This window comes from Paractinoplanes atraurantiacus (genome assembly GCF_900215205.1).
GTDB lineage: Bacteria > Actinomycetota > Actinomycetes > Mycobacteriales > Micromonosporaceae > Actinoplanes > Actinoplanes atraurantiacus.
Window position 1 is genome coordinate 69,125 of record NZ_OBDY01000024.1, and the last position, 20,607, is coordinate 89,731.

Annotated in this window: 21 protein-coding genes, 1 pseudogene and 1 riboswitch; of the genes and pseudogenes, 6 read left to right on the plus strand and 16 right to left on the minus strand. The window is 70.5% G+C overall.

The genetic code is table 11. The features are described 5' to 3' along the window. A riboswitch (cyclic di-AMP (ydaO/yuaA leader) is annotated at window positions 1-147 on the minus strand. A gap of 195 nt (window positions 148-342) precedes the next feature. Together CRP55_RS37595 and CRP55_RS37600 are read right to left on the minus strand one after the other, a co-directional pair. Continuing rightward, on the minus strand, window positions 343-717 hold the full coding sequence (locus CRP55_RS37595) for a hypothetical protein (protein WP_245923626.1): 375 nt from the start codon (window positions 715-717) through the stop codon (window positions 343-345). Window positions 718-769: 52 nt separating this feature from the next. Then, on the minus strand, window positions 770-1,519 hold the full coding sequence (locus tag CRP55_RS37600; protein WP_245923627.1) for a (2Fe-2S)-binding protein: 750 nt from the start codon (window positions 1,517-1,519) through the stop codon (window positions 770-772). Between the two features lie 66 nt (window positions 1,520-1,585). Here CRP55_RS37600 and CRP55_RS37605 point away from each other — a divergent pair, with 66 nt between their 5' ends. Beyond that, window positions 1,586-2,482 carry an LLM class F420-dependent oxidoreductase gene (locus CRP55_RS37605; RefSeq protein WP_097326851.1) on the plus strand — a complete coding sequence of 299 codons (897 nt, stop codon included), beginning with the start codon at window positions 1,586-1,588 and terminating at the stop codon, window positions 2,480-2,482. A 750-nt stretch (window positions 2,483-3,232) separates the two neighbouring features. Here CRP55_RS37605 and CRP55_RS37610 read toward each other — a convergent pair. Genes CRP55_RS37610 through CRP55_RS37625 form a run of 4 tightly spaced genes read right to left on the minus strand, consistent with a single transcriptional unit; the run spans window position 3,233 to window position 7,378 of the window. Next, complete coding sequence (locus CRP55_RS37610; RefSeq protein WP_097326765.1) at window positions 3,233-4,219, minus strand: helix-turn-helix domain-containing protein; 987 nt, start codon at window positions 4,217-4,219, stop codon at window positions 3,233-3,235. A gap of 32 nt (window positions 4,220-4,251) precedes the next feature. After that, a complete protein-coding gene (locus tag CRP55_RS37615; RefSeq protein ID WP_218854805.1) occupies window positions 4,252-5,226 on the minus strand; it encodes an alpha/beta hydrolase in 975 nt (324 codons plus the stop codon). A gap of 38 nt (window positions 5,227-5,264) precedes the next feature. Next, window positions 5,265-6,521, minus strand: coding sequence for an FAD-binding oxidoreductase (locus tag CRP55_RS37620; protein WP_179855497.1), 1,257 nt, complete (start codon window positions 6,519-6,521; stop codon window positions 5,265-5,267). A gap of 2 nt (window positions 6,522-6,523) precedes the next feature. Further along, a complete protein-coding gene (locus tag CRP55_RS37625; protein ID WP_218854806.1) occupies window positions 6,524-7,378 on the minus strand; it encodes an SDR family oxidoreductase in 855 nt (284 codons plus the stop codon). Between the two features lie 52 nt (window positions 7,379-7,430). On the opposite strand from CRP55_RS37625, the gene CRP55_RS52445 reads away from it, so the two are divergent. Next, the gene (locus CRP55_RS52445; RefSeq protein ID WP_179855498.1) at window positions 7,431-8,015 is read left to right on the plus strand and encodes a TetR family transcriptional regulator; all 585 of its coding nucleotides are present in this window, start codon (window positions 7,431-7,433) and stop codon (window positions 8,013-8,015) included. On the opposite strand, the gene CRP55_RS37635 is transcribed toward CRP55_RS52445, so the two are convergent. After that, a complete protein-coding gene (locus CRP55_RS37635) occupies window positions 8,008-9,723 on the minus strand; it encodes a DUF6055 domain-containing protein (RefSeq protein WP_097326768.1) in 1,716 nt (571 codons plus the stop codon). The two genes, CRP55_RS52445 and CRP55_RS37635, sit on opposite strands and share 8 nt — an antisense overlap. A 65-nt stretch (window positions 9,724-9,788) precedes the next feature. Further along, complete coding sequence (locus CRP55_RS37640) at window positions 9,789-10,358, minus strand: TetR/AcrR family transcriptional regulator (protein WP_245923628.1); 570 nt, start codon at window positions 10,356-10,358, stop codon at window positions 9,789-9,791. 76 nt (window positions 10,359-10,434) lie between these two features. Between CRP55_RS37640 and CRP55_RS37645 the strand changes: the two genes are divergently transcribed. Beyond that, entirely contained in the window at window positions 10,435-11,373 is a 939-nt protein-coding gene (locus CRP55_RS37645) for an LLM class F420-dependent oxidoreductase (protein WP_097326770.1), read from the plus strand. Here the strand turns inward: CRP55_RS37645 and CRP55_RS37650 are convergent. Further along, on the minus strand, window positions 11,351-11,923 hold the full coding sequence (locus CRP55_RS37650) for a TetR/AcrR family transcriptional regulator (protein ID WP_097326771.1): 573 nt from the start codon (window positions 11,921-11,923) through the stop codon (window positions 11,351-11,353). The two genes, CRP55_RS37645 and CRP55_RS37650, sit on opposite strands and share 23 nt — an antisense overlap. A 96-nt stretch (window positions 11,924-12,019) precedes the next feature. Between CRP55_RS37650 and CRP55_RS37655 the strand changes: the two genes are divergently transcribed. The 3 genes and pseudogenes from CRP55_RS37655 to CRP55_RS56355 all read left to right on the plus strand — a co-directional run. After that, a complete protein-coding gene (locus CRP55_RS37655; RefSeq protein WP_097326772.1) occupies window positions 12,020-12,760 on the plus strand; it encodes an SDR family NAD(P)-dependent oxidoreductase in 741 nt (246 codons plus the stop codon). A gap of 53 nt (window positions 12,761-12,813) precedes the next feature. Next, entirely contained in the window at window positions 12,814-13,041 is a 228-nt protein-coding gene (locus tag CRP55_RS37660) for a hypothetical protein (RefSeq protein ID WP_097326773.1), read from the plus strand. Between the two features lie 43 nt (window positions 13,042-13,084). Further along, window positions 13,085-13,317, plus strand: a pseudogene (locus tag CRP55_RS56355) (DUF6368 family protein); the annotation flags it as partial. An 8-nt stretch (window positions 13,318-13,325) separates the two neighbouring features. Here the strand turns inward: CRP55_RS56355 and CRP55_RS37665 are convergent. Genes CRP55_RS37665 through CRP55_RS37695 form a run of 7 tightly spaced genes read right to left on the minus strand, consistent with a single transcriptional unit; the run spans window position 13,326 to window position 20,599 of the window. Then, the gene (locus tag CRP55_RS37665) at window positions 13,326-14,585 is read right to left on the minus strand and encodes an Nramp family divalent metal transporter (protein ID WP_097326774.1); all 1,260 of its coding nucleotides are present in this window, start codon (window positions 14,583-14,585) and stop codon (window positions 13,326-13,328) included. A gap of 4 nt (window positions 14,586-14,589) precedes the next feature. After that, entirely contained in the window at window positions 14,590-16,281 is a 1,692-nt protein-coding gene (gene groL, locus CRP55_RS37670; RefSeq protein ID WP_097326775.1) for a chaperonin GroEL, read from the minus strand. Beyond that, window positions 16,281-16,976 carry an iron-sulfur cluster assembly protein gene (locus tag CRP55_RS37675; protein ID WP_097326776.1) on the minus strand — a complete coding sequence of 232 codons (696 nt, stop codon included), beginning with the start codon at window positions 16,974-16,976 and terminating at the stop codon, window positions 16,281-16,283. The genes groL and CRP55_RS37675 overlap by 1 nt, the downstream gene beginning before the upstream one ends. Next, window positions 16,973-18,040: an amidohydrolase family protein gene (locus CRP55_RS37680; RefSeq protein WP_097326777.1), complete on the minus strand. Its 1,068-nt coding sequence runs from the start codon at window positions 18,038-18,040 to the stop codon at window positions 16,973-16,975. The genes CRP55_RS37675 and CRP55_RS37680 overlap by 4 nt, the downstream gene beginning before the upstream one ends. Before the next feature lie 2 nt (window positions 18,041-18,042). After that, on the minus strand, window positions 18,043-18,417 hold the full coding sequence (gene mimD, locus CRP55_RS37685) for a propane 2-monooxygenase effector subunit MimD (RefSeq protein WP_097326778.1): 375 nt from the start codon (window positions 18,415-18,417) through the stop codon (window positions 18,043-18,045). Next, entirely contained in the window at window positions 18,414-19,583 is a 1,170-nt protein-coding gene (locus CRP55_RS37690) for a ferritin family protein (RefSeq protein ID WP_097326779.1), read from the minus strand. The genes mimD and CRP55_RS37690 overlap by 4 nt, the downstream gene beginning before the upstream one ends. Beyond that, window positions 19,583-20,599 carry an FAD-binding oxidoreductase gene (locus tag CRP55_RS37695; protein ID WP_245923629.1) on the minus strand — a complete coding sequence of 339 codons (1,017 nt, stop codon included), beginning with the start codon at window positions 20,597-20,599 and terminating at the stop codon, window positions 19,583-19,585. Before CRP55_RS37695 ends, CRP55_RS37690 begins: the two co-directional genes overlap by 1 nt. Window positions 20,600-20,607: the final 8 nt, after the last annotated feature.

Below are 20,607 nucleotides of genomic sequence, written 5' to 3' on the forward strand. Positions count from 1 at the left end.
AAGAACAACCTCCACGCCTACGAGGTGAGCTGTCGGGTTCGGGCTGAGGTGCCCGGCCGCGCGTGGCGGCTTCACCCCGAGGCACGCGCGGTGGCGTGCCGAGGAACGTGTGGGTCCCCCGCTCCATGCCTGAGTTGAATTCCGTCGGGCGGCGGCAGGACTCGGCGTTCCGCCCGCGGTGCCCACGATCGTGGGACCGGCCGACCGTAACCACGCCCCGCGACCCTCGGCAAAGCCCCGAAGGGCGATCGTGACGTTGTTCTCAGTACGCCCGGGCGGGGAATGTGCCCGGTTTCGCCCCACTTTGCGGCGGTGATTGATCAAGGCTGCGACCAGGCCCGATCAGTCCGGCGTTACCAGGCCCTGGAGGCCGACGACAATCGCGATGATGCCGAAGATCGCCAGCAGCAGCCCCCGCCCGAACGGCGCGGTGCCCGGTTCGACGGGTTTGCGGCCGGTCAGGCGGTCCCACAGCAGGGCCACGCCGACGGCGATGCCGACCACTTCGAAGTGGAAGACGTGCGGCCCGTCGAACAGGTGCACCAGCAGGTAATACCCGCCGGCGACCAGGGCCACGACGCCGACGATCCAGCCCCACGGCCCGACTTTGCCGGCGAAGCCACCGATCCCGCCGCCGACGCGCGGAATCTGCCGCAGCAGCGCCGCGGCCAGCAGCAACCCACCGAGAATGTTCGCGAGATCCAGCAACAGCGCCATGAGCATGCCTCCCACGTACCCATACGGGAGCGCTCCCATGTCCGGTTCAGCGTCAGCGGATCGAACAGTCGGCACACAGACGCTGATGCGGGATCGTGAACGCGAGACAACAGGTCCGGCGGCGGACCCGCTCGGCGTTCCACTCGACCAGCCCCTCCACGCCGAGCGTCCGCAACACCTGACCGGTCATCTCCCCCGGCGGCATCCCGGCCACGACGGAGGCTCGCTGGGCCGCGTGGGCGACCCCGGCCGAGAGAGACCCCAGCAGCAGGCGGCGACTGACCCGGGTCGCACCCAGGACCGTGTCGAGCAGGGGCGTGACATGCTCGTCGAGCAGCGTCCGGCGCAGGGTCGCCAGCAGCGCACCCTCGTCACCGGCCACGCAGACCCGCGGCTCCCCGCTCCCGGCCAGCGGATCGCCCGGCAGCACCGACACCGGCACGTCCTCGCGCAGCCCGAGCCGGGCCGGCGCGTACCGGTCGTCGAAACGCACCAGCACCTGCGCCATCGTGAGATGAGGCACCCGGCGCGCCGCCACCCAGCCGAAGATCGCCGGAATCCCGAGCCAATAGGAGTACGCCTTCCACATGAGCGCCGCCGACACGTGCGGCGCCGCCGCCGGCCACCGCCGCCGGCCCGCCTCGAGCAGCACCCCGACACCGTCGGCGGCCAGGCTTTCCGCGGGAATCCAGCCGTCGAGATCGCTCACCAGCAGATCGGCCGCGAGCCCCGGCACCCGGCTGCTGGAGCCGAAGCCGCCCGCGATCGCGGCGAGGATCGGCGCGTCCACGAGATCTCCCACCACCGCTGTATACCCTCCCGGCCGCTTTTCAGTGCTGCGTCCGGAGTGGACGGTAGGGTGGGCCCGGTGAAACTGGGTGTGAACCTGCCGCAGACCACCACGTACGACCTCGCGCACGACGTGACGGCGTTCGCCCGGGAGGCGGAGCGGATCGGCTTCGACAGCCTCTGGGCGTACGAAAGAGTGCTGACACCGCAAGACCAGAGCGGACCCCACGGGTTGTACGGAATTCCGGGCGTGCCGTGGCCGGACAGGTACGGCTACACGACGGATCCGCTGGTCACGCTGTCGATGGCGGCCGCCGTGACGTCACGGGCGGAGCTCGGCACCGGGGTCCTGGTGCCGCCCCTGCACCTGCCGGTCCGCCTGGCCAAGACGCTGGCGGCCCTCGACACCGCCAGCGGCGGCCGCCTGATCGCCGGCCTCGGCGCGGGCTGGTCGATCGACGAGTTCGAGGCCACCGCCCCGCGCCCGCTGACCGAGCGGGGAGCGGCGCTGGACGAGTTCCTCGACGTGGCCGAGGCGGTCTGGGGCCCCGACCCGGTGTCGTTCGACAACGGCCGATACGCCATCAAACCATCCCGTATCAACCCGAAACCGGTACGCCGCATCCCGATCGTCCTCGGTGGCCGCGGCGAGCCCGCCCTGCGCCGCATCGCCCGCCGAGCCGACGGCTGGCTTCCCACAGCCACACCGGCCGACCAGGTCGGCGAGACCCTGACCCGCCTGCGCGACATGGCCGCCGCCGAGGGCCGCGACCGTTCCGCCATCACATGCGTCTTCCAGCTCGGCGTGGCCACCACCCCGGCGATCCCGAAGATCGTCGAGGAAATCGAAGCCCTGGCCAAGGTAGGAGTGGACCACGTCTACGTCACGCTGCCGTCGGCCCTGTCGTCGCTGAACGAGCTGATCGACACCGCGGTCGCCCTGATGTCCGCCGCCGAGGACGCCGGCCTCCACTGACACGCCGCACCGGCGCCGCACTCCCCCACCCATCACCGCGCCGTCCCCTAAGGCGTCACGCCCCGCCACCGCACCACGCCCTCCACCGCGCCGTCCCCTAAGGCGTCACGCCCTCCGCCGCGCCACGCCCTTCCACCGCGCCACGGCCCTCCACCGCCACGCCCCTCCACCGCCACGCGGCCCCTCCGCGGAAAGCGCGTCTGCGCCCGCGCGTCCGATCGGCGACGCTGGCGGACGATGATCGCGATCGGGGCGGGGCGCAACGGCGCGCGCGTCCAGGACGAAGCGCAAGGGCGCGCGGGCACGTCGAGGCGCAAGGGCGCGCGCGGCAGGGACGAGGCGCAACGGCGCGCGCGGTCACGGCAAGGCACAACCGCGGACGCGGGCACGGCGAGGGCGCGACGGCGGGCGCGGGCACGGCGAGGGCGCGACGGCGCGCGCGGGCACGGCGAGGCACAACGGCGCGCGCGGGCACGGCGAGGCACAACCGCGGCGCGGGCACGGCGAGGCACAACCGCGGCGCGGCCGCCGCGAGGCGCAACGGCGGGCGCGGGCACGGCGAGGGCGCGACGGCGGGCGCGGCCAAGACGAGGCACAACCGCGGGCGCGGCCAAGACGAGGCACAACCGCGGGCGCGGCCAAGACGAGGCACAACCGCGGGCGCGGCCAGGACGAGGCGCGACGGCGGGCACGGTCGCGGCGAGGCGCAACGGCGGGCGCGGCTAGGACGAGATGCGACGGCAGGCGCCGTCAGAGGGGTGGGTTGCGGTGAAGGCGGCGCATCGCCAAGGCCACCTGGAGGCGCAGGCGGCCTTGGGGGTCGCGCGGATCCCAGCCGAGCAAAGGGTGGGAGTGGGCGAGGCGGTCCTGCAGGGTGGAGTGGTGCACGCGCAGTGCGGAGGCGGCCGCGCGCAGGCTGGCGGCCTCGGCGACAGCGTCGAGGGTGCTGAGCATCCAGGGCGCCGCGGCGGCGGCCCTTTCGAGGGCGCGCAGGTCGGGGTGCGGCTCGGCGCCGGGCAGGATCGCCGAGGCCAGCAGGACCAGTCCGCCGAGCTGATCGGCGTGGACGATGCGACGGCCGGGGTCCCGCTCGTCGCCCTCCGCGGTGAAACGCAGGGCGATGCGCGCGGCATCCCAGGAGTCCGGCAGGTCCTTGACCGTGACGGCGGGACCGATTCCGGCTCGCCCGGCGACGTCCGGCGCGGACTCGGCATGGAGGAGACGTGGAGTGCCGTTGTCGAGCGCGACGGCTCGTACACAATCGGTGGGCTGGAAACCTAGGCGGGCCGCTGCTCGGAGACGCAGGGACTCGGGGGCCTCGCGATCCACGACGAGCTCGGCGGAGGCGGGGTCGGTGCGGGAGGCGTGGCCCCGGGTGCGGTCGAGGACCGTGCGGGCAGCCGCCGCGGCCCGTTCGAGGACCATCGCCTCGATCTCGCCGGGGGTGCCGGGGCGTTCCAGGGTCAGCGTGGCGGCGGCGTCGATCGGCGCCGACATCCAGGCTTCGTCCGGAGCTTCGCCAGCGGTCGTGGAGGAGCCGTCCGGCTCGACGCGGACGCTGACGTGGCGCTCGTCGTCGCGCAGGCGGGCCGGGCAGCCGGCCAGGACGGCCGCGCCGCGGACGATGGCCCGCAGCCCGGCGCGTTCCTCGACGAGACGGTCGAAGTAGGCGATGACGCGCAGGGCCGCCCCCGCGTCGGGGTCGAGGGCGGCCAGCCGGACGGCGAGGTCCTTCACCTCGTCATCCTCCCTCGCGTCACCGGTGGTGGCTAGGCGCCGAGGAGGCGCTTGAGCCAGCGCAGGCGGGCGGCCCGGGCCTCCTGGGAGATGGCGGCCTGTGGGGCCAGGCCGTCGAAACCGTGGAAGCCGCCGGGCCAGACGTGCAGCTCGGCTCGGCCGCCGGCCTGCCAGATGCGGCCGGCGTAGGCGACGTCCTCGTCGCGGAAGGTCTCGGCCGAGCCGACGTCGATGAAGGCCGGGGGCAGGCCGGAGAGGTCGGTGGCGCGGGCGGGGGCGGCGTACGGGGACACGTCCGGGCCGCCGCGGGCGTCGCCCAGCAGCGCCGTCCAGCCGGTGTCGTTGGCGGTGCGGTCCCAGACGCCCAGGCCGGCCATCTGCACGGCCGACGGGGTGTCGTTACGGTCGTCGATCATCGGGCAGAGCAGCATCTGGCCGGCCAGGGTGGGGCCGCCCCGGTCGCGAGCCATGAGGGCCACCGCCGCGGCCAGGCCGCCGCCCGCGCTGGCGCCGGCGATGACGAGCTGGGCCGGGTCGATGCCGAGCTCGCCGGCGTGGGCGGCGGTCCAGACCAGGCCGGCGTAGCAGTCCTCGACCGGGGCCGGGTGCGGGTGTTCGGGGGCGAGCCGGTACTCGACCGACACGATGACGGCGGGAACCTCGGTGGCCCAGTCCTGCAGCGCGTCGACGCCGGAGCGGTTGTTGCCGACGACCATGCCGCCGCCGTGGGTGTGGTAGAGGCCGGGCAGCGCGGTTCCGGCGCCGGCCGGCGTCAGAATGAGCAGCTCGATGTCGGGGTCGCCGGCCGGGCCGGGCACGAGGCGGCGGTCGACGGTGAAGGCGCCGTCGCGGGCCAGCTGCTCGTCGGTGAGGTCGGCCATCACGCTGCCTTCGCGCATCGGCTGGATCATCTCGGCGGTCAGCGCGGACGGCAGCTGCTGTCGGATCACGTCCAGCGCGGCGGCCAGCTCGGGATCGAAGGGTGGAGGCGGCAGAACGGTCGTCACGAGGACCCCCATTTGTTACGGAGATGTTTCGACCATCCTCAGGTCCGGCGGCCCCGATTTCGAGCGCCGGGCGGCGGAACTTTCCCGCCACCCGGCGGACGGGTCTCATGGCGGAACACGCCTTCGGGGTCGTACGCGGCATGAAGCCGCCGAAGCCGGTCGGTGTTGGCCAGGTAGTACGCCTCGGCGCCGAGACCGGGCTCGGGAAAGTTGGGATAGGCGCCGCCCGTGCCGTAGGGGTGGGTCAGCGCGTACGAGTCGTCCAGCCACGGCCCGGGGCGCCGGCCGGCCCGTACGGTGGCGGTCTGTTTGAGCAGGAATCGTGCGTCGCGGTGCGGGAACGCGGTCGCGCCGGCCGGCGGCCGGTTGTAGGCGCCGCCCCAAGGGGTGAAGTCGAGCTCGCGTTCCTCGCCGGGCCGCCGGTCTGCGGTGAGCCGTTCGAGCAGCTCCGGCGCGGGAACCGTGGTGCGGAAGAACTCCGAGTGCAGATGGGCGAAGCGCGGATCGGCGCTCTCCGGCCCGGCCAGCCACCGTTTGACGACCGGCAGGGAACCGTGGTGCCGGTCGTCCGCGCTCGGCCGCTGCCCGAGCCGGCGGCGCAGGAGGACGACGGCGCCGTCGTCGGGCGCGGCACCGAAGACAGTGACGCGCGGGGACTCGCCCGCGACGGTGACGGTGAGGCTGGGTGCGGTCGCCTCGTCGAGACCGGGCAGCGCGTGCTGCCAGGCGTCGAGGAGGTCGGCGGCGCCGGCGGCGGGATAGCCGAACCGGAAGGCCGTGCGGGAGGGCGCGGGCACGGTGGCGAAGGTGAGGGAGGTGACCACGCCGGGCGCGCCGCCGCCCCGTAGCGCCCACAGCAGGTCGTCGTCCGCTTCGACCGTCCGGCCGTCGGCGCGGACCATTGTCGCCGCGAGGAGGCTGTCGCAGGTCAGGCCGTACTGGCGGCCGAGGATCCCGAGTCCGCCGCCGAGCGTCAGTCCGGTGATCCCGACGGTGGGGCCGCACCCGGCCGGGAGGGCGCGGCCGTGCGCGGCGAGCCGGTCGTAGACCTCGGCGAGGCGCGTGCCGGCGCCGATGACGGCACGGTGGCCGTCGAGCCGTACCCCGGCCATGGGTGTCGTGTCGATCAGGACGCCGGTGGTGCTGGACCGTCCGGCGAAGCAGTGGCCGCCGCCGCGGACAGCCAGGGGAAGGCGTTGCCGTCGTGCCGTGGCGAGGGCGGCGGCGACGTCGGCGGCCGTGGCGCACGGCAGCACCGCGGCCGGCCGGATGTCGGCGAAGCGCGGGAGAACCACGGCTATCCGATGTGGCGGGCCCAGTTCGGGCGGCGCCCGTCGACGTCGTACAGGCCGTAATGCTCGGCGAGATCCCACGAGGTGAGGACCTCACCCGCGCGGTCGGCGACCTTCGGATCGGCGGCGAGCGCGCTGATCGCGCGCCCGATGTAGCGCGGCGTCTCGGAGGCCAGGAAGTGGGGATCACGCTCGCCCCCGTCGCGCCAGTTGTCCTCGGTGACGCCGAAGATGTCGAGCATCGCCTCGGAGCGCAGGAAGCCCGGCGTGACGGCCAGGGCGGTGATCCCGTGCTCGCGCAGCTCCTCGGCCTGGGCCAGCGCGATGCGGTTGACGGCGGTCTTGGCCAGGTCGTAGGCGAGGTTGCCGCGGTACTCCCGGCCGAGCCCGTCGGTCACCTCGACGATCAGCCCGGCCCGATGCCGCATCATGAGCGGGACGGCGTGCCGGCTGGTGATGAGATGGGTCAGCACCGCGCGGTCCCACATGGCCCGGAGCTTGGCCAGGTCGAGCTGCCAGAACGGTGTGCCCCACTCGGTCAGCGGGTCACCGCCCCAGATGTCGTTGATCAGCACGTCGAGCCGCCCCTGCTCGTCGCCGACGCGGCGCATCAGCTCCGCCACCTGGCGCTCGTCGCTGTGGTCGCAGCGCACGGCGATGCCCTGCCCGCCGGCCGCGGTGACCAGTTCGGCGGTCTCCTCGATCGTCTCGGGCCGGTCCATGTCCGACCGCCCGTTCCTCCAACTGCGCCCGGTGACGTAGACCCGGGCGCCCGCGGCGCCGAGTTCCACGGCGATGCCCCGCCCGGCCCCACGGGTGGCCCCAGCCACCAGGGCGACGGTGTCTGTCAAAGTCTGCACGGGGTTAGTGAACCACGATTTACTAATGCGGGCGACCCGCTATCGTGCAGCCATGGCTCGACCGCGGACCGTCTCCGACGCCGCCATCCTCGCCGCCGCGGCCGACGCGGTCGCGCACACCGGCCCCGCCAACGTCACGCTCGCGCAGATCGGCGACCGGGCCGGGCTGACGGCGGCCGCGCTGCTGCGCCGGTTCGGCTCGAAGGACAGGCTGCTGCTGGCCCTCGCCCGCGACGCCGCCGAGGCCGTGCCGGCCCGCCTCGCCGCCGCACAGGCCGCCGAGCGGCCCTTGGCGGCGCTGATCGACGCCTTGGTGGCGATGGCGGGCACCGTCCGGAACGCGGCCGAGTTCGCCAACCACCTCGCGTTCCTGCTCATGGACCTCTCGGTTCCGGAATTCCAGGAGGTCACCCGGCAGTACGCGGCCGGGGTCGAGAACGCCATCGCCGCGGTGCTCCGGGCCGCCGCGGCCGCGGGCGAGCTGAACGGCGACCACGCCGGCCGCGAGACGGCGGAGGCGATCCACGCCGCCTACAACGGCGCCCTCATCACCTGGGGCATGGGCGGCCACGACGGCAGTCCCGCCGAGCACGTCCGGCGGCATCTGCTGCGGGTCACCGGCCCCCTGGTCAGCTGAGGGCGATCTCGGCGTCGGTGAAGGGCGTGACGGCCGGGTTGACGTCGGTTTCGCCGGCGCGGCCGTCGCAACCCCGGTTGGGGTCGAACAGTAGGTAGGTGCCCGCGCCGCAGGCCGAGGCCAGCTCCGCGTCACCGCCCACGACGACGGAGCCGGAGAGGTTGGCCCCGCCCTGGATGAGGGCGTTGTCCTTCACCACCGCGTTGCCGCTGACGCGGGCGCCGGAGTTCACCCACGCCAGGCCCTCGATGCGGGCGTTGCCGCTGACGGTGCTGGAGCCGTAGACGGCCGCGCGCGGGCCCACGTAGGCGGTCGAGGCCACCGCGGCCCGGTTGTCGACCCAGCCGCCGCCGTTGCTGTGCCAGTGCCCGCCGCCCGTCGCGGCCGGTTTCGTATATCCGGGCTCGAAACCCGAAGGCACGGCGCCGGCGAGGGCAAACTCGTACGGATAGTGATAGTTCCTGGTGTATCCGTCGAGGAAGCCGTAGTGATGGACCGCCGCGGGCGCCCCCAGCACGACCAGGTAGAGCTCCCGCTCCCCGCCCTGGAGCGTGAACGAGATCTGCCCGTCCGCCGCCGTCGACACCGGCCCGTAGCGCGGCACGCCGTTGTTCACCGCGACGAACCCGTAGCTCCAGCCCGATCCGGCGGCCGCGTTGACGTGGCCCTTGAAGCGCATCCGCACGGTCGAGCCCGACGGCACGAGCTTGATTTTGTTGTAGCCGTAGTCGGAAGGCGCCAGCGCGGCCGGGATCGCGTAGTGGTTGCCGACCGCCTGCACCGGCACCCCGTTGTAGGCGTTGATGAATCCCGCGCCGTAGACCGTGTCCACGAAGCGCTGGAAGTGGCTCTTGTTCGTGTAGTCGTAGGTCACCTGGCGCTGGGCGTAGCCGGCGAGGTCCGTGTTCAGCTGCTGCTGGCTATATCCCATCAGACGCCGATAGGTCTCGAGCGGGTGCTCGCCGCCGCGCGCCTCGTTCCACAGCCGGTTGAAGATGGACACGCCGCCGTTGCGGTCGACCAGATATTGGATGAGCATCCAGGCGCCGTAGTGGTGCCGGCTCGACGAGTAGGCCAGGTTCTCGGTGCGCAGGAAGCGGGTCAGGTCGCCGGCGCCACCGTCCGGATAGACCTGCATGGCCATGTATTCGGCGCTCGCCTCCCAGAACGTGCCGGCGGAGGCGTCGGTGAAGCCGTACCCCGGCCGTCCCAGGAACGTCAGGTTCTGGAACACGTGGCCGAGCTCGTGGGCCAGCCCCCACGATCCGGGCAGGGCCGCGGCCGGCGCGATGTTGATGACGCCGACCTTGCCGTCGGCGCTGCCGCCGGTCGCCCACGCGTTCAGTTCGGCGCGGTTCCAGGTCTGGGTGACTATGACATCGATTTTGTACGTCGCGAGCGCACCCGTCTCCGGCGTGAACTTCATCGTGTTCACGTAGTACGCGTACAGCGATTCGAGCTGGGACAGGATGTTGTCCGGGTCGAAGTTGTACGGCGAGGGCGCGCTGACCGGGTTCGTGCCCGACTTCTCGCCCCACAGCAGGATGAAGTTGGCCGACTCCCGCGTGCGGTCCTGACTCCACGGCACCTCGCCGGTGCTCTTCCACGAAGCAGGAATGTAAACCGTTTTCGCGGCGGCCGAGGCCGGCTGCGACAAGCCGGCGACGGCAAGGATCACGACGGCGAGGAAGACGAACACGCGGGACATGGGGTAGCCCTTCAGAACAGAACAAAGGCCCCCACGACGGCCATCGAGCCGCCATCATCCACCCATCAATCGACAAGTGTCAATGCGGCTTCGGTCGCCCGGTCGGCGATCTCGTCGAGTGGGCGGTCCTTGAGCGCGAAGAACCCCTCGGCGAACAGCGACACGTAGCCGTGCGCCACCGCGAGCGTCGCCTCGAGCAGCCGGGTCGCCGCCGGATAGCCGGCCGCCGCCGACGCCAGGTCGAGCAGCGTCGTCATCAGCGCCCGCGTCTCCGAGCGGCGCGCGTCGTCGGCCACCTCGTACAACTCCGCCGCGAAAATGACGCTCATCCCGGCGCCCGTCCGCCCCACATAGCGCACGTAGGCGCCGGCCACCGCCGCCATCCGGGCTCCGGGTTCCTCTGTTTCAAAGACAACGGCTTCGATTGCCGTACGCAGGTCGCGCGCGGCCGCCGCCGAGACGGCGCTCAGAAGATGGGCGCGGTCGGGGAAATGCCTGTACGGCGCGGCGGTGCTCACGCCTATGCGCCGGGCCACCGCCGCCACCGAGAAGCGCTGCAATCCGCACTCGGCCAGCACCTCGAAGCTCGCCTCGACCAGGGCGGCCCGGAGATCGCCGTGGTGATAGCGCGTCACGGTTGCCTCCATGTAAGGGGCCTCTTACATTACCAAGTGAGAGCCCTCTTACATCTCATGCGCTCCGGGAGACATCGTGACCATCCGGCTCGGCTACCAGATCCCCAACTTCACCTATCCCGGCGTGCCCGTCGAGAACCTCTTCGACACCGTCGCCGCCCAGGCCCGGGAGGCCGAGGCGTCCGGCTTCGACACCGTGCTGGTGATGGACCACTTCTACCAACTGCCCGGCATCAACACGCCGGACAACCCGATGATGGAGGCCTACACGACCCTGGGCGCGCTCGCCGCCTCGACGTCGACGGTGCAGCTCTCGACCCTGGTCACCGGTAACACGTACCGGAACCCAGCCTTGCTGGCGAAGACCGTGACCACCCTGGACGTGATCGCGAAGGGCCGGGCCATCCTCGGCATCGGCGCCGGCTGGTTCGAGCGGGAGCACCACGACTTCGGCTTCGAGTTCGGCACCTTCGGGCAACGCTTCGAGCGGCTCGAGGAGGCGCTGACCATCATCGCGCCCATGCTGCGCGGCGAAGAACCCACAGTCGAGGGCAAGTGGTACACGGCGCGCGGCGCCATGAACCACCCGCGGCTGCGCACGATCCCGATCATGCTGGGCGGCGCCGGCGAGCAGAAGACGTTCCGCCTGGCCGCCCGCTTCGCCGACCACATGAACATCATCTGCGACCTGGACGACCTGCCCCGCAAGGTCTCCGTGCTCCGGCAGCGCTGCGAGGAGATCGGCCGCGACCCGGCCACGCTGGCCACCAGCTTCCTGGCCACCGGCGTCGTCGGCGAGACCGATCAGGAGGTCAAGGAGCTCGACGCGACCCTCGACGACGCCCGCCGCGCCCGCGCCTTCGTCGGCAGCCCGGCCCAGGTCGCCGAGAAGATCCAGGAGAAGGTGCTGGGCGCCGGCATCGACGGCATCTGCATCAACCTGATCCGCAACGGCCACCGCCCCGGCGTGGTGACGGCGGTCGGCCAGGCGCTCAAGCCGCTAGTGACTGCTTGACGAGAACCCGGAGGTTGTCTGCCCCGACAACCTCCTGAAGGAACACCACGCGGTAGATGACGTAGCCCAGCCAGGCCTGGGCGGTCAGGTGGACGGGGAAGTCGGGCGGCAGCTTTCCCGTTGCCACCGCGCGGTCGAGGATCGTGACCAGGCCCTCGAACCAGGGGTGCAGGATGTCGCGCAGGTCGGCCAGGCCGGCCTCACCCCGGGAGCTCATCGCCCCGGCGACCACGCTGGCATCCCCGTACAGCGTAAGGGTTTGCAGTAAAGCCTCCAGTTGCGCCAAAGCGTCGGCCGCGATGTCTCCGGTGTCGGGAACGGCAGTCGGCGCGAGGCGCGTGCGTACGGCGTCCGTGACCACCGCGGCCTTGTTGGGCCACCAGCGGTAGAGGGTCATCTTGGCGACGCCGGAGCGCTCGGCGATCCGCTCCATGGTGACGCGGTGGTAGCCGACCTCGTTCAGCAACTCCTCGGCCGCGGTCAGAACGGCCCGATGGGCTTCGGGGTCACGCTTGCGGCCCGCTCCAGGGCGGGCTCCTCCTGCCGGCATACCGCCATTCTTCCCCAGAGGCGCAGATCACAGGATCCTGAAACCTATACGAGACGTATCGTTTAAGTATCAACAGGTTTTCGGGAAGGAACGATCATGGCTCGACTGGATGGCAGGACCGCGCTCGTCACCGGCGGCGCGAGCGGCATCGGCAAGCAGACGGCCCTGCGGCTCGCGAGCGAAGGTGCGAACGTCGTCGTCGCCGACGTGCAGGACGGCCTCGGCGCCGAGGTGGCCACCGAGATCGAGAAGAACGGCGGCGAGGCGCTCTTCCTGCACCTCGACGTGACCGACGAGGCGGCCTGGACCGCGGCCGTGGAGACGGTGAAGGAGAAGTTCGGCGGCCTCGACATCCTGGTCAACAACGCCGGGATGGGTCACGCCGACACTCTCGAGGAGACGTCGCTCGCGCTCTACGAGAAGATCGTCGCGGTGACACAGACGAGCGTTTTCCTGGGTACGAAGGCGTTCGCCCCGCTGCTGAAGGCGTCATCGCACGGCGCGGTCGTCAACACCAGCTCCATCTTCGGCGCCTCCGGCGGCTTCGGCGTATCCCCCGCCTACCACGCGGCGAAAGGCGCCGTCCGTACGCTGACGAAGAACATCGCCATCGAATGGGCGCCCCTGGGCATCCGCGTCAACAGCGTGCACCCCGGCTTCATCGAGACCCCGATGATGGGCGACACCGACCAGGCCCCGTACATCGCCACCACCCCGCTCGGCCGCGTCGGCCGCCCCGAGGAGATCGCCTCGGCCATCGCCTTCCTGGTCAGCGACGACGCCTCGTTCATCACGGGCGCCGAGCTGTTCGTCGACGGCGGCTACATCGCCCGCTGAAGCTGTCTCACACTGAGACACCATCCCGCCCGCACGGCGAGTGAGATGACCGTATGGAAGCGACGACGTTCGGCGAGGTGGCCGCCCTGGTCCTCCGGCTGGGCCTGCTGGGAATCCTGGTCGCCGTGCTGAACGCCGTCGCCCTGCGCGTGGTCCGCATCGACGAGGTCCCGGGCTGCGCCCGGGGCCGCATCCGCTGGTGGGGAGCCCACAACCCGGCCCTGTTCCTGAGCAGCCTGGTAATGACCCTCTTCGGCCTGGCCGGCGTGATAGCCGCCTGACGGCGTCGCCCGAATACGATGATCGTCATGGCGGGACGATCACCGCGTCCTGTCCACGCTGGCGGTGGAGGTCGTCCGGCGCCACCACGGCTTGATCTCCCTCGACGGGATGCTTCCGGTGCCGGGCCCATACGAAGGAAGCGACGACCGCTCCCGGGCGCTGATCGCGACGCTTCCGGGCCGCTGGCACGAGAGAACCAGAACTCCTATCACGTCGTCGACGTGGAATTCCTCAGCGCATGGCTCAAGCACCCACATTTCCGCATGGTGAAGTAGGCCGCCGGTCAGAGGATGAAGGTCTCCAGCAGCAAGTAGGCGTTGAGGCCGATGATCAGGGCGGCGGCGGTGGCGGCGGCCGCGTTGGTGGCGCGGTTGTTGACGAAGACGCCCATGATGTCTTGGCGGCGGGTCAGTAGCAGCAGCGGGATCAGGGCGAACGGGATGCCGAACGACAGGACCACCTGAGAGATGACCAGGCTGTCGGTGGGTGGCAAGCCCAAGCCCAGGACGACCAGCGCGGGGGCCATCGTCACCGCTCGGCGGATGAACAAAGGGATGCGGCGGCGGATGAAGCCCTGCATCACGATCTGGCCCGCGTAGGTGCCCACGCTGGACGACGACAGGCCTGAGGCCAGCAGGGCGACCGCGAAGGCCAGGGCGGCGCCGCCGCCGACCATCGTGGCCAAGCCGTCGTGGGCCGACTGGATGGCGTCGCCCTCGGCGAAGGGGACGCCGTTGTCGTGGAACAGGGACGCCGCCACGACCAGCATCGACAGGTTGATCAGGCCGGCCGCGCCCAGGCCGATCAGGACGTCCAGGCGCTGGAAGCGGAGCAGCTCGGCCCGTTCGGCGTCGTCCTTGCAGGCGACCCTCGACTTGGTCAGGGCCGAGTGCAGGTACACCACGTGCGGCATGACTGTGGCGCCGATGATGCCGCAGACCAGGAGCACGCTGTCGCCGCCGGCCAGGCGGGGGATCAGGCCCGCGGCGATGCCGGCGGGCGAGGCGCCGACGACCAGGAGGTCGTACAGGAAACCCAGCAGGACTATGCCGAGCAGGCCGATGATGGCCAGTTCGAAGCGGCGATAGCCGCGCTGTTCCAAGGCCAGGATGGCGAAGGCGACCACCGCCGTGATCAGGCCGGCCGGGAACAGCGGCACGCCGAAAAGCAGGTACAGGCCGATGGCCGCGCCCACGAACTCGGCCAGATCCGTTGCCATGGCTACGATTTCGGCCTGCATCCACAGGCCACGGGACACCGGCCGCGGAAAATGAGAACGGCACAGCTCGGGCAGGTCGCGGCCGGTGGCCACGCCGGCCTTGGCCGACAGGTACTGCACGAGCATGGCCGTCAGGTTGGCGGCGACGATCACCCAGATCAGGGTGTAGCCGAACTTGGCGCCCGCCGTGAAGTTGGTGGCGAAGTTCCCCGGGTCCACATAGGCCACCGCGGCGACGAAGGCCGGGCCCAGCAGCGCGATCGTGCCGCGGACCCGGCCCCTCGACAGCAGCACCCGCAGGTCGGAGGAGGCGACCGGTGCCATTCTCCTAGCCGACCGACGGTCCCAGGCCCAGCGACTGCGGGGTGCTCGAGTCGGGCGACGGCTGGCGCAGGCCCTCGTCGAGCTCGCCGATCTCGGTCATCAGGGCGGGACTGCCGCCCCACGGCGTCTGTTCCTCGGCGACCAGGGTGTTGGTGGTGAGCAGCAGGCCGGCCACCGACGCGCCGTTCTCCAGGGCCGAGCGGACCACCCGCAGCGGGTCGACCACGCCCATCTCGATCATGTTGCCGTAGCGGCCCTGCAGGGCCTCGAAGCCGTCGTCGCGGCCGAGCTCGGCGATGCGGGCGACGGTCTCGGCGCCCGAATATCCGGCGTTGGTGGCGATCAGGAAGGCCGGCTCGGTCAGCGCTCGCCGCACGATCTCGACGCCGATGCCGTAGTCGTCCTTGAGGTCCATGCCGTCCACCGCGTCCTGGGCGTGCAGCAGGGCCGCTCCCCCGCCGGCGACGATGCCCTCGGCCATGGCGGCCCGGGTCGCCGACAGCGCGTCCTCCACCCGGTGCTGCAGCTCCTTGAGCTCGGTGTTGGTCGGCGCCCCGACTTTGATCAGGGCGACCTTGCCGGAGAGGGCGCCGATGCGCTCGGTCAGCACGTCCTCGTCGGCGCCGAAGGTGGCCCTTTCCAGCTCGGCCCGCATCTGGGTGAGCCGGAACGCGACGGCCTCGGTCGAGCCGCCGCCGCCGATGATGGCGGTGTGCTCGGCGTCGACCCGCACCTGCGTGGCCCGGCCCAGCTGGTCGAGCGTCATGGTCTCGAGGGTGAAGCCGGAGTGGCGGCTGTGCACGGCGCCGCCGGTGATCGCGGCGATGTCCTCGAGCTTGTGCAGGCGGCGGTCGCCGAAGCCGGGTGCGCGCACCGCGACACAGGTGAACACGCCGTTGACGTGGTTGTGGGTGAGCATCGACAGGGCGGTGCCCTCGACGTTCTCGGCGATGATGATCAGCGGCCGGGGCGCCCGCATGATCTTGTCGAGCAGGGGCATGAGCTGCTGGACCTTGGTGATCTTCTCGCTGCTGAGCAGGATGTACGGGTCGTCGACGACCGCCGTGAGCCGGGCCGGGTCGGTGACCATGTAGGGCGACAGGTAGCCGTTGTCGAACTCGAAGCCCTCGACGAAGTCGACGCTCATCCCGTTCAGCGGCGACTCCTCGACCGTGACGATCCCCTCGTCGCCCACAGTGTGCAGCGCCTTGGCGATGACCGCGCCGACCGTGTCGTCGTCGTTGGCCGAGATCGCGGCCACGCGCGAAAGCTCCTCTTCGGTGTTCACTTCACGCGCGACCGAGCGCAAACGCTCAACCAGACGTTCAACGGCCAGGTCAACCCCTCGCTTCACCAGTACGGGGTTGGCGCCCGACCCGATCGCGCTCATGCCCTCCCGCACGATCGCCTGGGCCAGCACCGTGGCCGTGGTCGTGCCGTCGCCCACGACGTCGTTCGTCTTGATGGCCGCTTCCTTGACCAGCTGGGCGCCCATGTTCTCGAACTGGTTCTTCAGGTGGATCTCCCGGGCGATGGTCACGCCGTCGTTGGTGACCACGGGCGAGCCGGTGATCTTCTCGAGGATGACGTTGCGGCCCTTGGGCCCGAGCGTCGACTTGACCGCCTCGGCCAGCTTGTCGACGCCGTTGAGCAGCAGGGTCCGCGCGTCCGCGCCGAATCGCAGTTCCTTGGCCATCAGGTCTCCTCAGACGAAGCCGGGTAGCGGTGCCGCAGCATGCCGCGGCAGATGGAGGTGTTGGCGTCGAGGCTGGTCCGGGTGAGCCGGGCCTTGCGCAGGTGCAGCGGCACGCCGTCCACGCCCACGGCCTCACCGGTCGCCGGGTCGATCAGCAGCGGCGCGCCGTCGCCGGCGGGCAGCCCGAGCTCACGGCGCCGCCGGCGGAGCCGGGCCAGCGCCGGGGAGTGCGGCACGCCACCGAGCACGACGGTGGCCAGATCGGCGGGCGTCGCTCCGGCGGCGACGAGCGGCCGGCACACGACGTCCGTGCCCGCCATGACCGATTTGCGCAGAAAATCCCCGCGCAAATGATCAAGCTCGTCCACGGCTTCATCACCGAAGGAGCCCACGAATCCGGCCCGGGCCGCGACCCCCTCGTTGATCGCCTCAGCGGCGAAGTGATCGTCCAAGATGATCTTGGCGGCAACGACCTCGTCCAGCGCGGAGACCTGGTCGTAAGCGTCGGCCACCATCAAGTACGCGAAGTTGGGCGCGCAGAAGTAGGTGGGCAGTCGCAGGTGCACCTCGGCCACGCCGTCGACCACGGAGGCGGACGCCACGAAGCCCAGCACGGTGATCGGCTCGTCCAGCTCGGGATCGCGCACCTCGGCCAGCGCGGCCAGGATGCGCGACCCCGTCACGGCGGTGGTCATCCCCCGAGGGAGGCGGCCGGCGACGCGGAGCTGACCCCGACCGAGGCGTCCCGGGACGCGGGCTCCTCGTCGGGCAACCGGAGTTCGGCCGGCACCTCGATCCCGTACAGGCGGGCCGCATTGAGCCCCAGGATCTTCTTCTTGGTCGCCGTGGTCACCCGCGGGTAGTCGGAGAACTCGTCACCCGGGTAGTCCCAGTCGACGAAGCCCTCGATCTGCCACTTCGGCTCCCAGATGCCGTAGTCGCTGCCGAAGGTCATCTTGTCCTCGCCGACCCAGAACAGCAGCTCGCCCATCACCTTGGCGAAGAACCGCGGCCGCGCGTGCATCAGCCCGCCGATCACCACCGACAGCCCGGCGTACACGTTCGGCTCCTGCGTCGCCATGAAGCAGAAGTCCTCGATGCGGGGCAGGCCGACGTGCTCGACGATGAAGTTCAGCTCGGGGAAGTCGGTCGCCGCGTGGTCGACGTCCGAGACGTCGAAGGCGTCCTTGTCCAGGGGCCAGATGGTCGGGCCCTTGTGCACGTGGATGTTCTTGATCCCGAGCTCCTGGCACTTCTCGAGATAGCGGTACGCCCCCGGGTCCTTCAGCGTCCAGCCGCGCGAGCCGTTGTTCCACTCGGCCGTGTAGAGCTTCACGCCGATGCTGCCGTAACGGTCGACGTTTTCAGCGAGCCGCTTGAGCCCGTCGTCGCCGTCACGCGGGTCCCAGCGGGTGTTCGCGATGAACTTGCCGGGGTGCTTGGCGCCGAGCGCCGCGTTGCGCTCGGTGGTGTTGAAGCCCTCGCGGTACCACTCGGTCAGATACGTCGGCTGGAACACGGCCACATCGACGTACCCATCGGTGAAGACGTCCTTCATCAGGTCGTCCTCGGTGTAGCTCATGAACTTCTCGATCGGCCAGTGCGTCGACTCCGGCGCGAGGCTCTGGTAGGCGTGGAAGCACTCGATCCAGCCCTTGGCGTACTTCTCGGCGCCCGGCACCCAGTTGTCCGGCCCGGCGCTCCAGTAATGCATGTGGCTGTCGACGACGAAGTACTTCTCCCCGTCCTTCTCGTACACGTTTACCTCCCCGGCTTGAGGTCAAATCCGATGTACTCCGCGGCGTCCTCGGGGTTGGCGAACATGATCGTCCGGTCGTCCTCGTGGATCATGCGGCCGTAGTGGGTGGACATGCTCTCCTCGAACTGGGCCATGTCGAAGAAGCCCGGCTCCTCCCCCAGCGCCTCGGAGACCTCGTCGTAGACCACGTCCATCCGGTTCGTGGCGTCCACGCGGATCATCGAGGGCAGCGGCGTCACCCGTACACCCGGCTTGCTCTTCATGACCTCGGCCACCACCACGCCGATCTGGTTGTTCATCAGCGTGAAGCCGCACATGTTCGAAGGCGTGTTGTCCGACTTGAACGGGCTCTCCGCGACCTTGAACTGCTGCGTCATCGCTCCAGCTCCTTCGGGATCTCCAGGCCCAGGTCCTCGGCGATGCCGGCGAAGCGGCTCTTGACCCGGTCGAACGCGTCCTCGAAGCGGACCGGCTTGGCGTCCGGCTGCGACCACAGCGGTTGCAGGGCGCGGGCGGCCGGCACGGTCAGCCCGACCCAGTTGGCGAGCCAGCCGTTGAGGATCCGGCAGTTGTGCTCGGCGAACTCGCGGTCGTTGGTGAGCAGCTCGTACAGCGCCTTCGTGTAGCGCAGGTCGCGCTCGGAGAAGTCGAACTCCTCGGCGCCGACGATCGTCGGGGTGACGAAGTCGCCGTTGCGCGGGGCCGCCTGCATGACCAGCTGGCTGCGGAACAGCTCGCCGATCAACGGCTGGAAGACCACGTTGGCCGCGAAGATGGCCTCGCCCCAGTCGTCGATCGCGGTCAGCCGCTCGGCCACCTCGCGCACGCCCTGCCAGGCCGGGTCGGCGTTCCAGGCCTCCAGATGCGCGGTCCCGTCGAAGCCCTCGACCTCCTCGCTCAGCGTGAGCTGGTAGAGCGCGAGGTCCTGGGCGGCGCGGATCAGGTGCATGCTGTTCACCGCGATCGCGGTGTTGTGCATGTTGGTCGGGCCGCGCCGGTTGGCGTTCGCGAACAGGTAGAGGCCCAGGCCGTGGTCGACGTGCATCCAGGCGCCGACGTGCTGGCTGACGAAGCGGGTCCAGTTCGGCGACCACTGCTCGAACGCCTTGGCCTGCTTGGCCGCTTCGACGTTCGCGTTCACTTGGCGTACGACGTTGGCGTTGTACCGGTACAGCGAGAGCTCCCACTCCTCGTTGGGGTCGCGGAACTCGTGCCAGCCGTGCGCCGGCCAGTCGTAGCCCTTGCCGCCCGAGCCGGGACCGCGCTCGGGAACCGGACGGTCGCTGCCCCAGGCCTTCAGCACGGTCCAGTCCAGCGGATAGCCGCCCCGGCCGTCGGCGAAACCGTAGAGCCAGCCCTGGGAGAGGTAGTGCCGCGGATCCGGCTGCACCTCGACCGTGACGTCCTCGTAGTGGGTCTGCTTGCGCTTCTGCGGGCTGTAGTAGTTGAACTTGCGCGCGGTCGAGTCCGGGAACTCCTTGGCGCCGGCCTCGGCGTCGGTGAAGACGGGCTTGGGAACGCTGCGTTCCGTCGCGGTCGTCATCAGTCCTCCCCACCTGTGGTCGTGAACTTGTCGTAGTAGATGTGCTTCTCGGGCGTGCCCAGCGAGGCGAGCAACGGCATGGCCGCCTCGACCATCGGCGGGGGTCCGCAGAGGTACGCGTGTGCGCCGCTCAGATCGGCCTCGTACCGCTTGAGCACGTCGGTGATGAAGCCGACCTCGCCGTCCCACGACTCGCCCTCGGCGGGTTCGGAGAGGGCGGGCACGAACCGGAAACCGGGCAGCTTCTCCTTGAGCGCTTCGATCTCGGAGACGAAGCAAAGATCCTTGGCCGTACGGGCGCCGTAGTAGAACACTGCTTTGCGATCGATTCCGCGCTCGGCCATCGATCGCAGCAACCCGAGGATCGGGGCCAGCCCGGCCCCGCCGCCGACGAAGATCAGGTCGCGATCCGGGGCGTCCCGGAGCGTGAAGACGCCGAACGGCCCGGTCAGCTCCAGCCTGTCTCCGGTCGTCAGCTGCCCGTCGAGGAAGGACGAGAAGACCCCGTCCGGGTAGACCTTGATGACGAACTCGAGCTCCCGGCCGTTGGTGCTCGCCATGGAGAAGGAGCGCGTCACCTCCGTACCGGGCACCTTGATGTCCATGTACTGCCCCGGGAAGAAGGTGATCTCGGAGGGCTCGATGAGCTTGAGCACGAGGTGGCGGAGGTCGTGTGTCACTTTCCCGATCGACACGACCTCGGCCACCGCGTTCACGATGGGCAGCCCCGAGCGGATCATCTCCTCGTCGAAGTTCAGCAGCTCGATCGTCACGTCCTCGTACACGTGCGCCCGGCACAGCAGGGTGAAGCCCTCCTCCTTCTCGTAGTCGGGCAGCGCGAACGTGGAGTAGCGGTCGAGCTCGATGTCGTCGCCGTCGAGCACGAACGACTTGCAGGCCGCGCACTGGCCCTCCTTGCACCCGTGCATGAGCATCAGCCCCTGCTCGGACGCCTGGCGCAGCACGGTCTGCTCCTCGTCGACCTCGATCTCGATGCCGACGGGCTCGAACCTCACCCGGTGCT

What these genes read in the sequence shown, in the direction of transcription:
- CRP55_RS37650 (WP_097326771.1), bottom strand. Translation starts at nt 11,923, where the DNA reads ATGCCGGCAGGAGGAGCCCGCCCTGGAGCGGGCCGCAAGCGTGACCCC.
- CRP55_RS37665 (WP_097326774.1), bottom strand. Translation starts at nt 14,585, where the DNA reads ATGGCACCGGTCGCCTCCTCCGACCTGCGGGTGCTGCTGTCGAGGGGC.
- CRP55_RS52445 (WP_179855498.1), top strand. Translation starts at nt 7,431, where the DNA reads ATGGCTCGACCGCGGACCGTCTCCGACGCCGCCATCCTCGCCGCCGCG.
- mimD (WP_097326778.1), bottom strand. Translation starts at nt 18,417, where the DNA reads ATGACGCAGCAGTTCAAGGTCGCGGAGAGCCCGTTCAAGTCGGACAAC.
- CRP55_RS37635 (WP_097326768.1), bottom strand. Translation starts at nt 9,723, where the DNA reads ATGTCCCGCGTGTTCGTCTTCCTCGCCGTCGTGATCCTTGCCGTCGCC.
- CRP55_RS37690 (WP_097326779.1), bottom strand. Translation starts at nt 19,583, where the DNA reads ATGACGACCGCGACGGAACGCAGCGTTCCCAAGCCCGTCTTCACCGAC.
- CRP55_RS37595 (WP_245923626.1), bottom strand. Translation starts at nt 717, where the DNA reads ATGGCGCTGTTGCTGGATCTCGCGAACATTCTCGGTGGGTTGCTGCTG.
- CRP55_RS37660 (WP_097326773.1), top strand. Translation starts at nt 12,814, where the DNA reads ATGGAAGCGACGACGTTCGGCGAGGTGGCCGCCCTGGTCCTCCGGCTG.
- CRP55_RS37655 (WP_097326772.1), top strand. Translation starts at nt 12,020, where the DNA reads ATGGCTCGACTGGATGGCAGGACCGCGCTCGTCACCGGCGGCGCGAGC.
- CRP55_RS37675 (WP_097326776.1), bottom strand. Translation starts at nt 16,976, where the DNA reads ATGACCACCGCCGTGACGGGGTCGCGCATCCTGGCCGCGCTGGCCGAG.
- groL (WP_097326775.1), bottom strand. Translation starts at nt 16,281, where the DNA reads ATGGCCAAGGAACTGCGATTCGGCGCGGACGCGCGGACCCTGCTGCTC.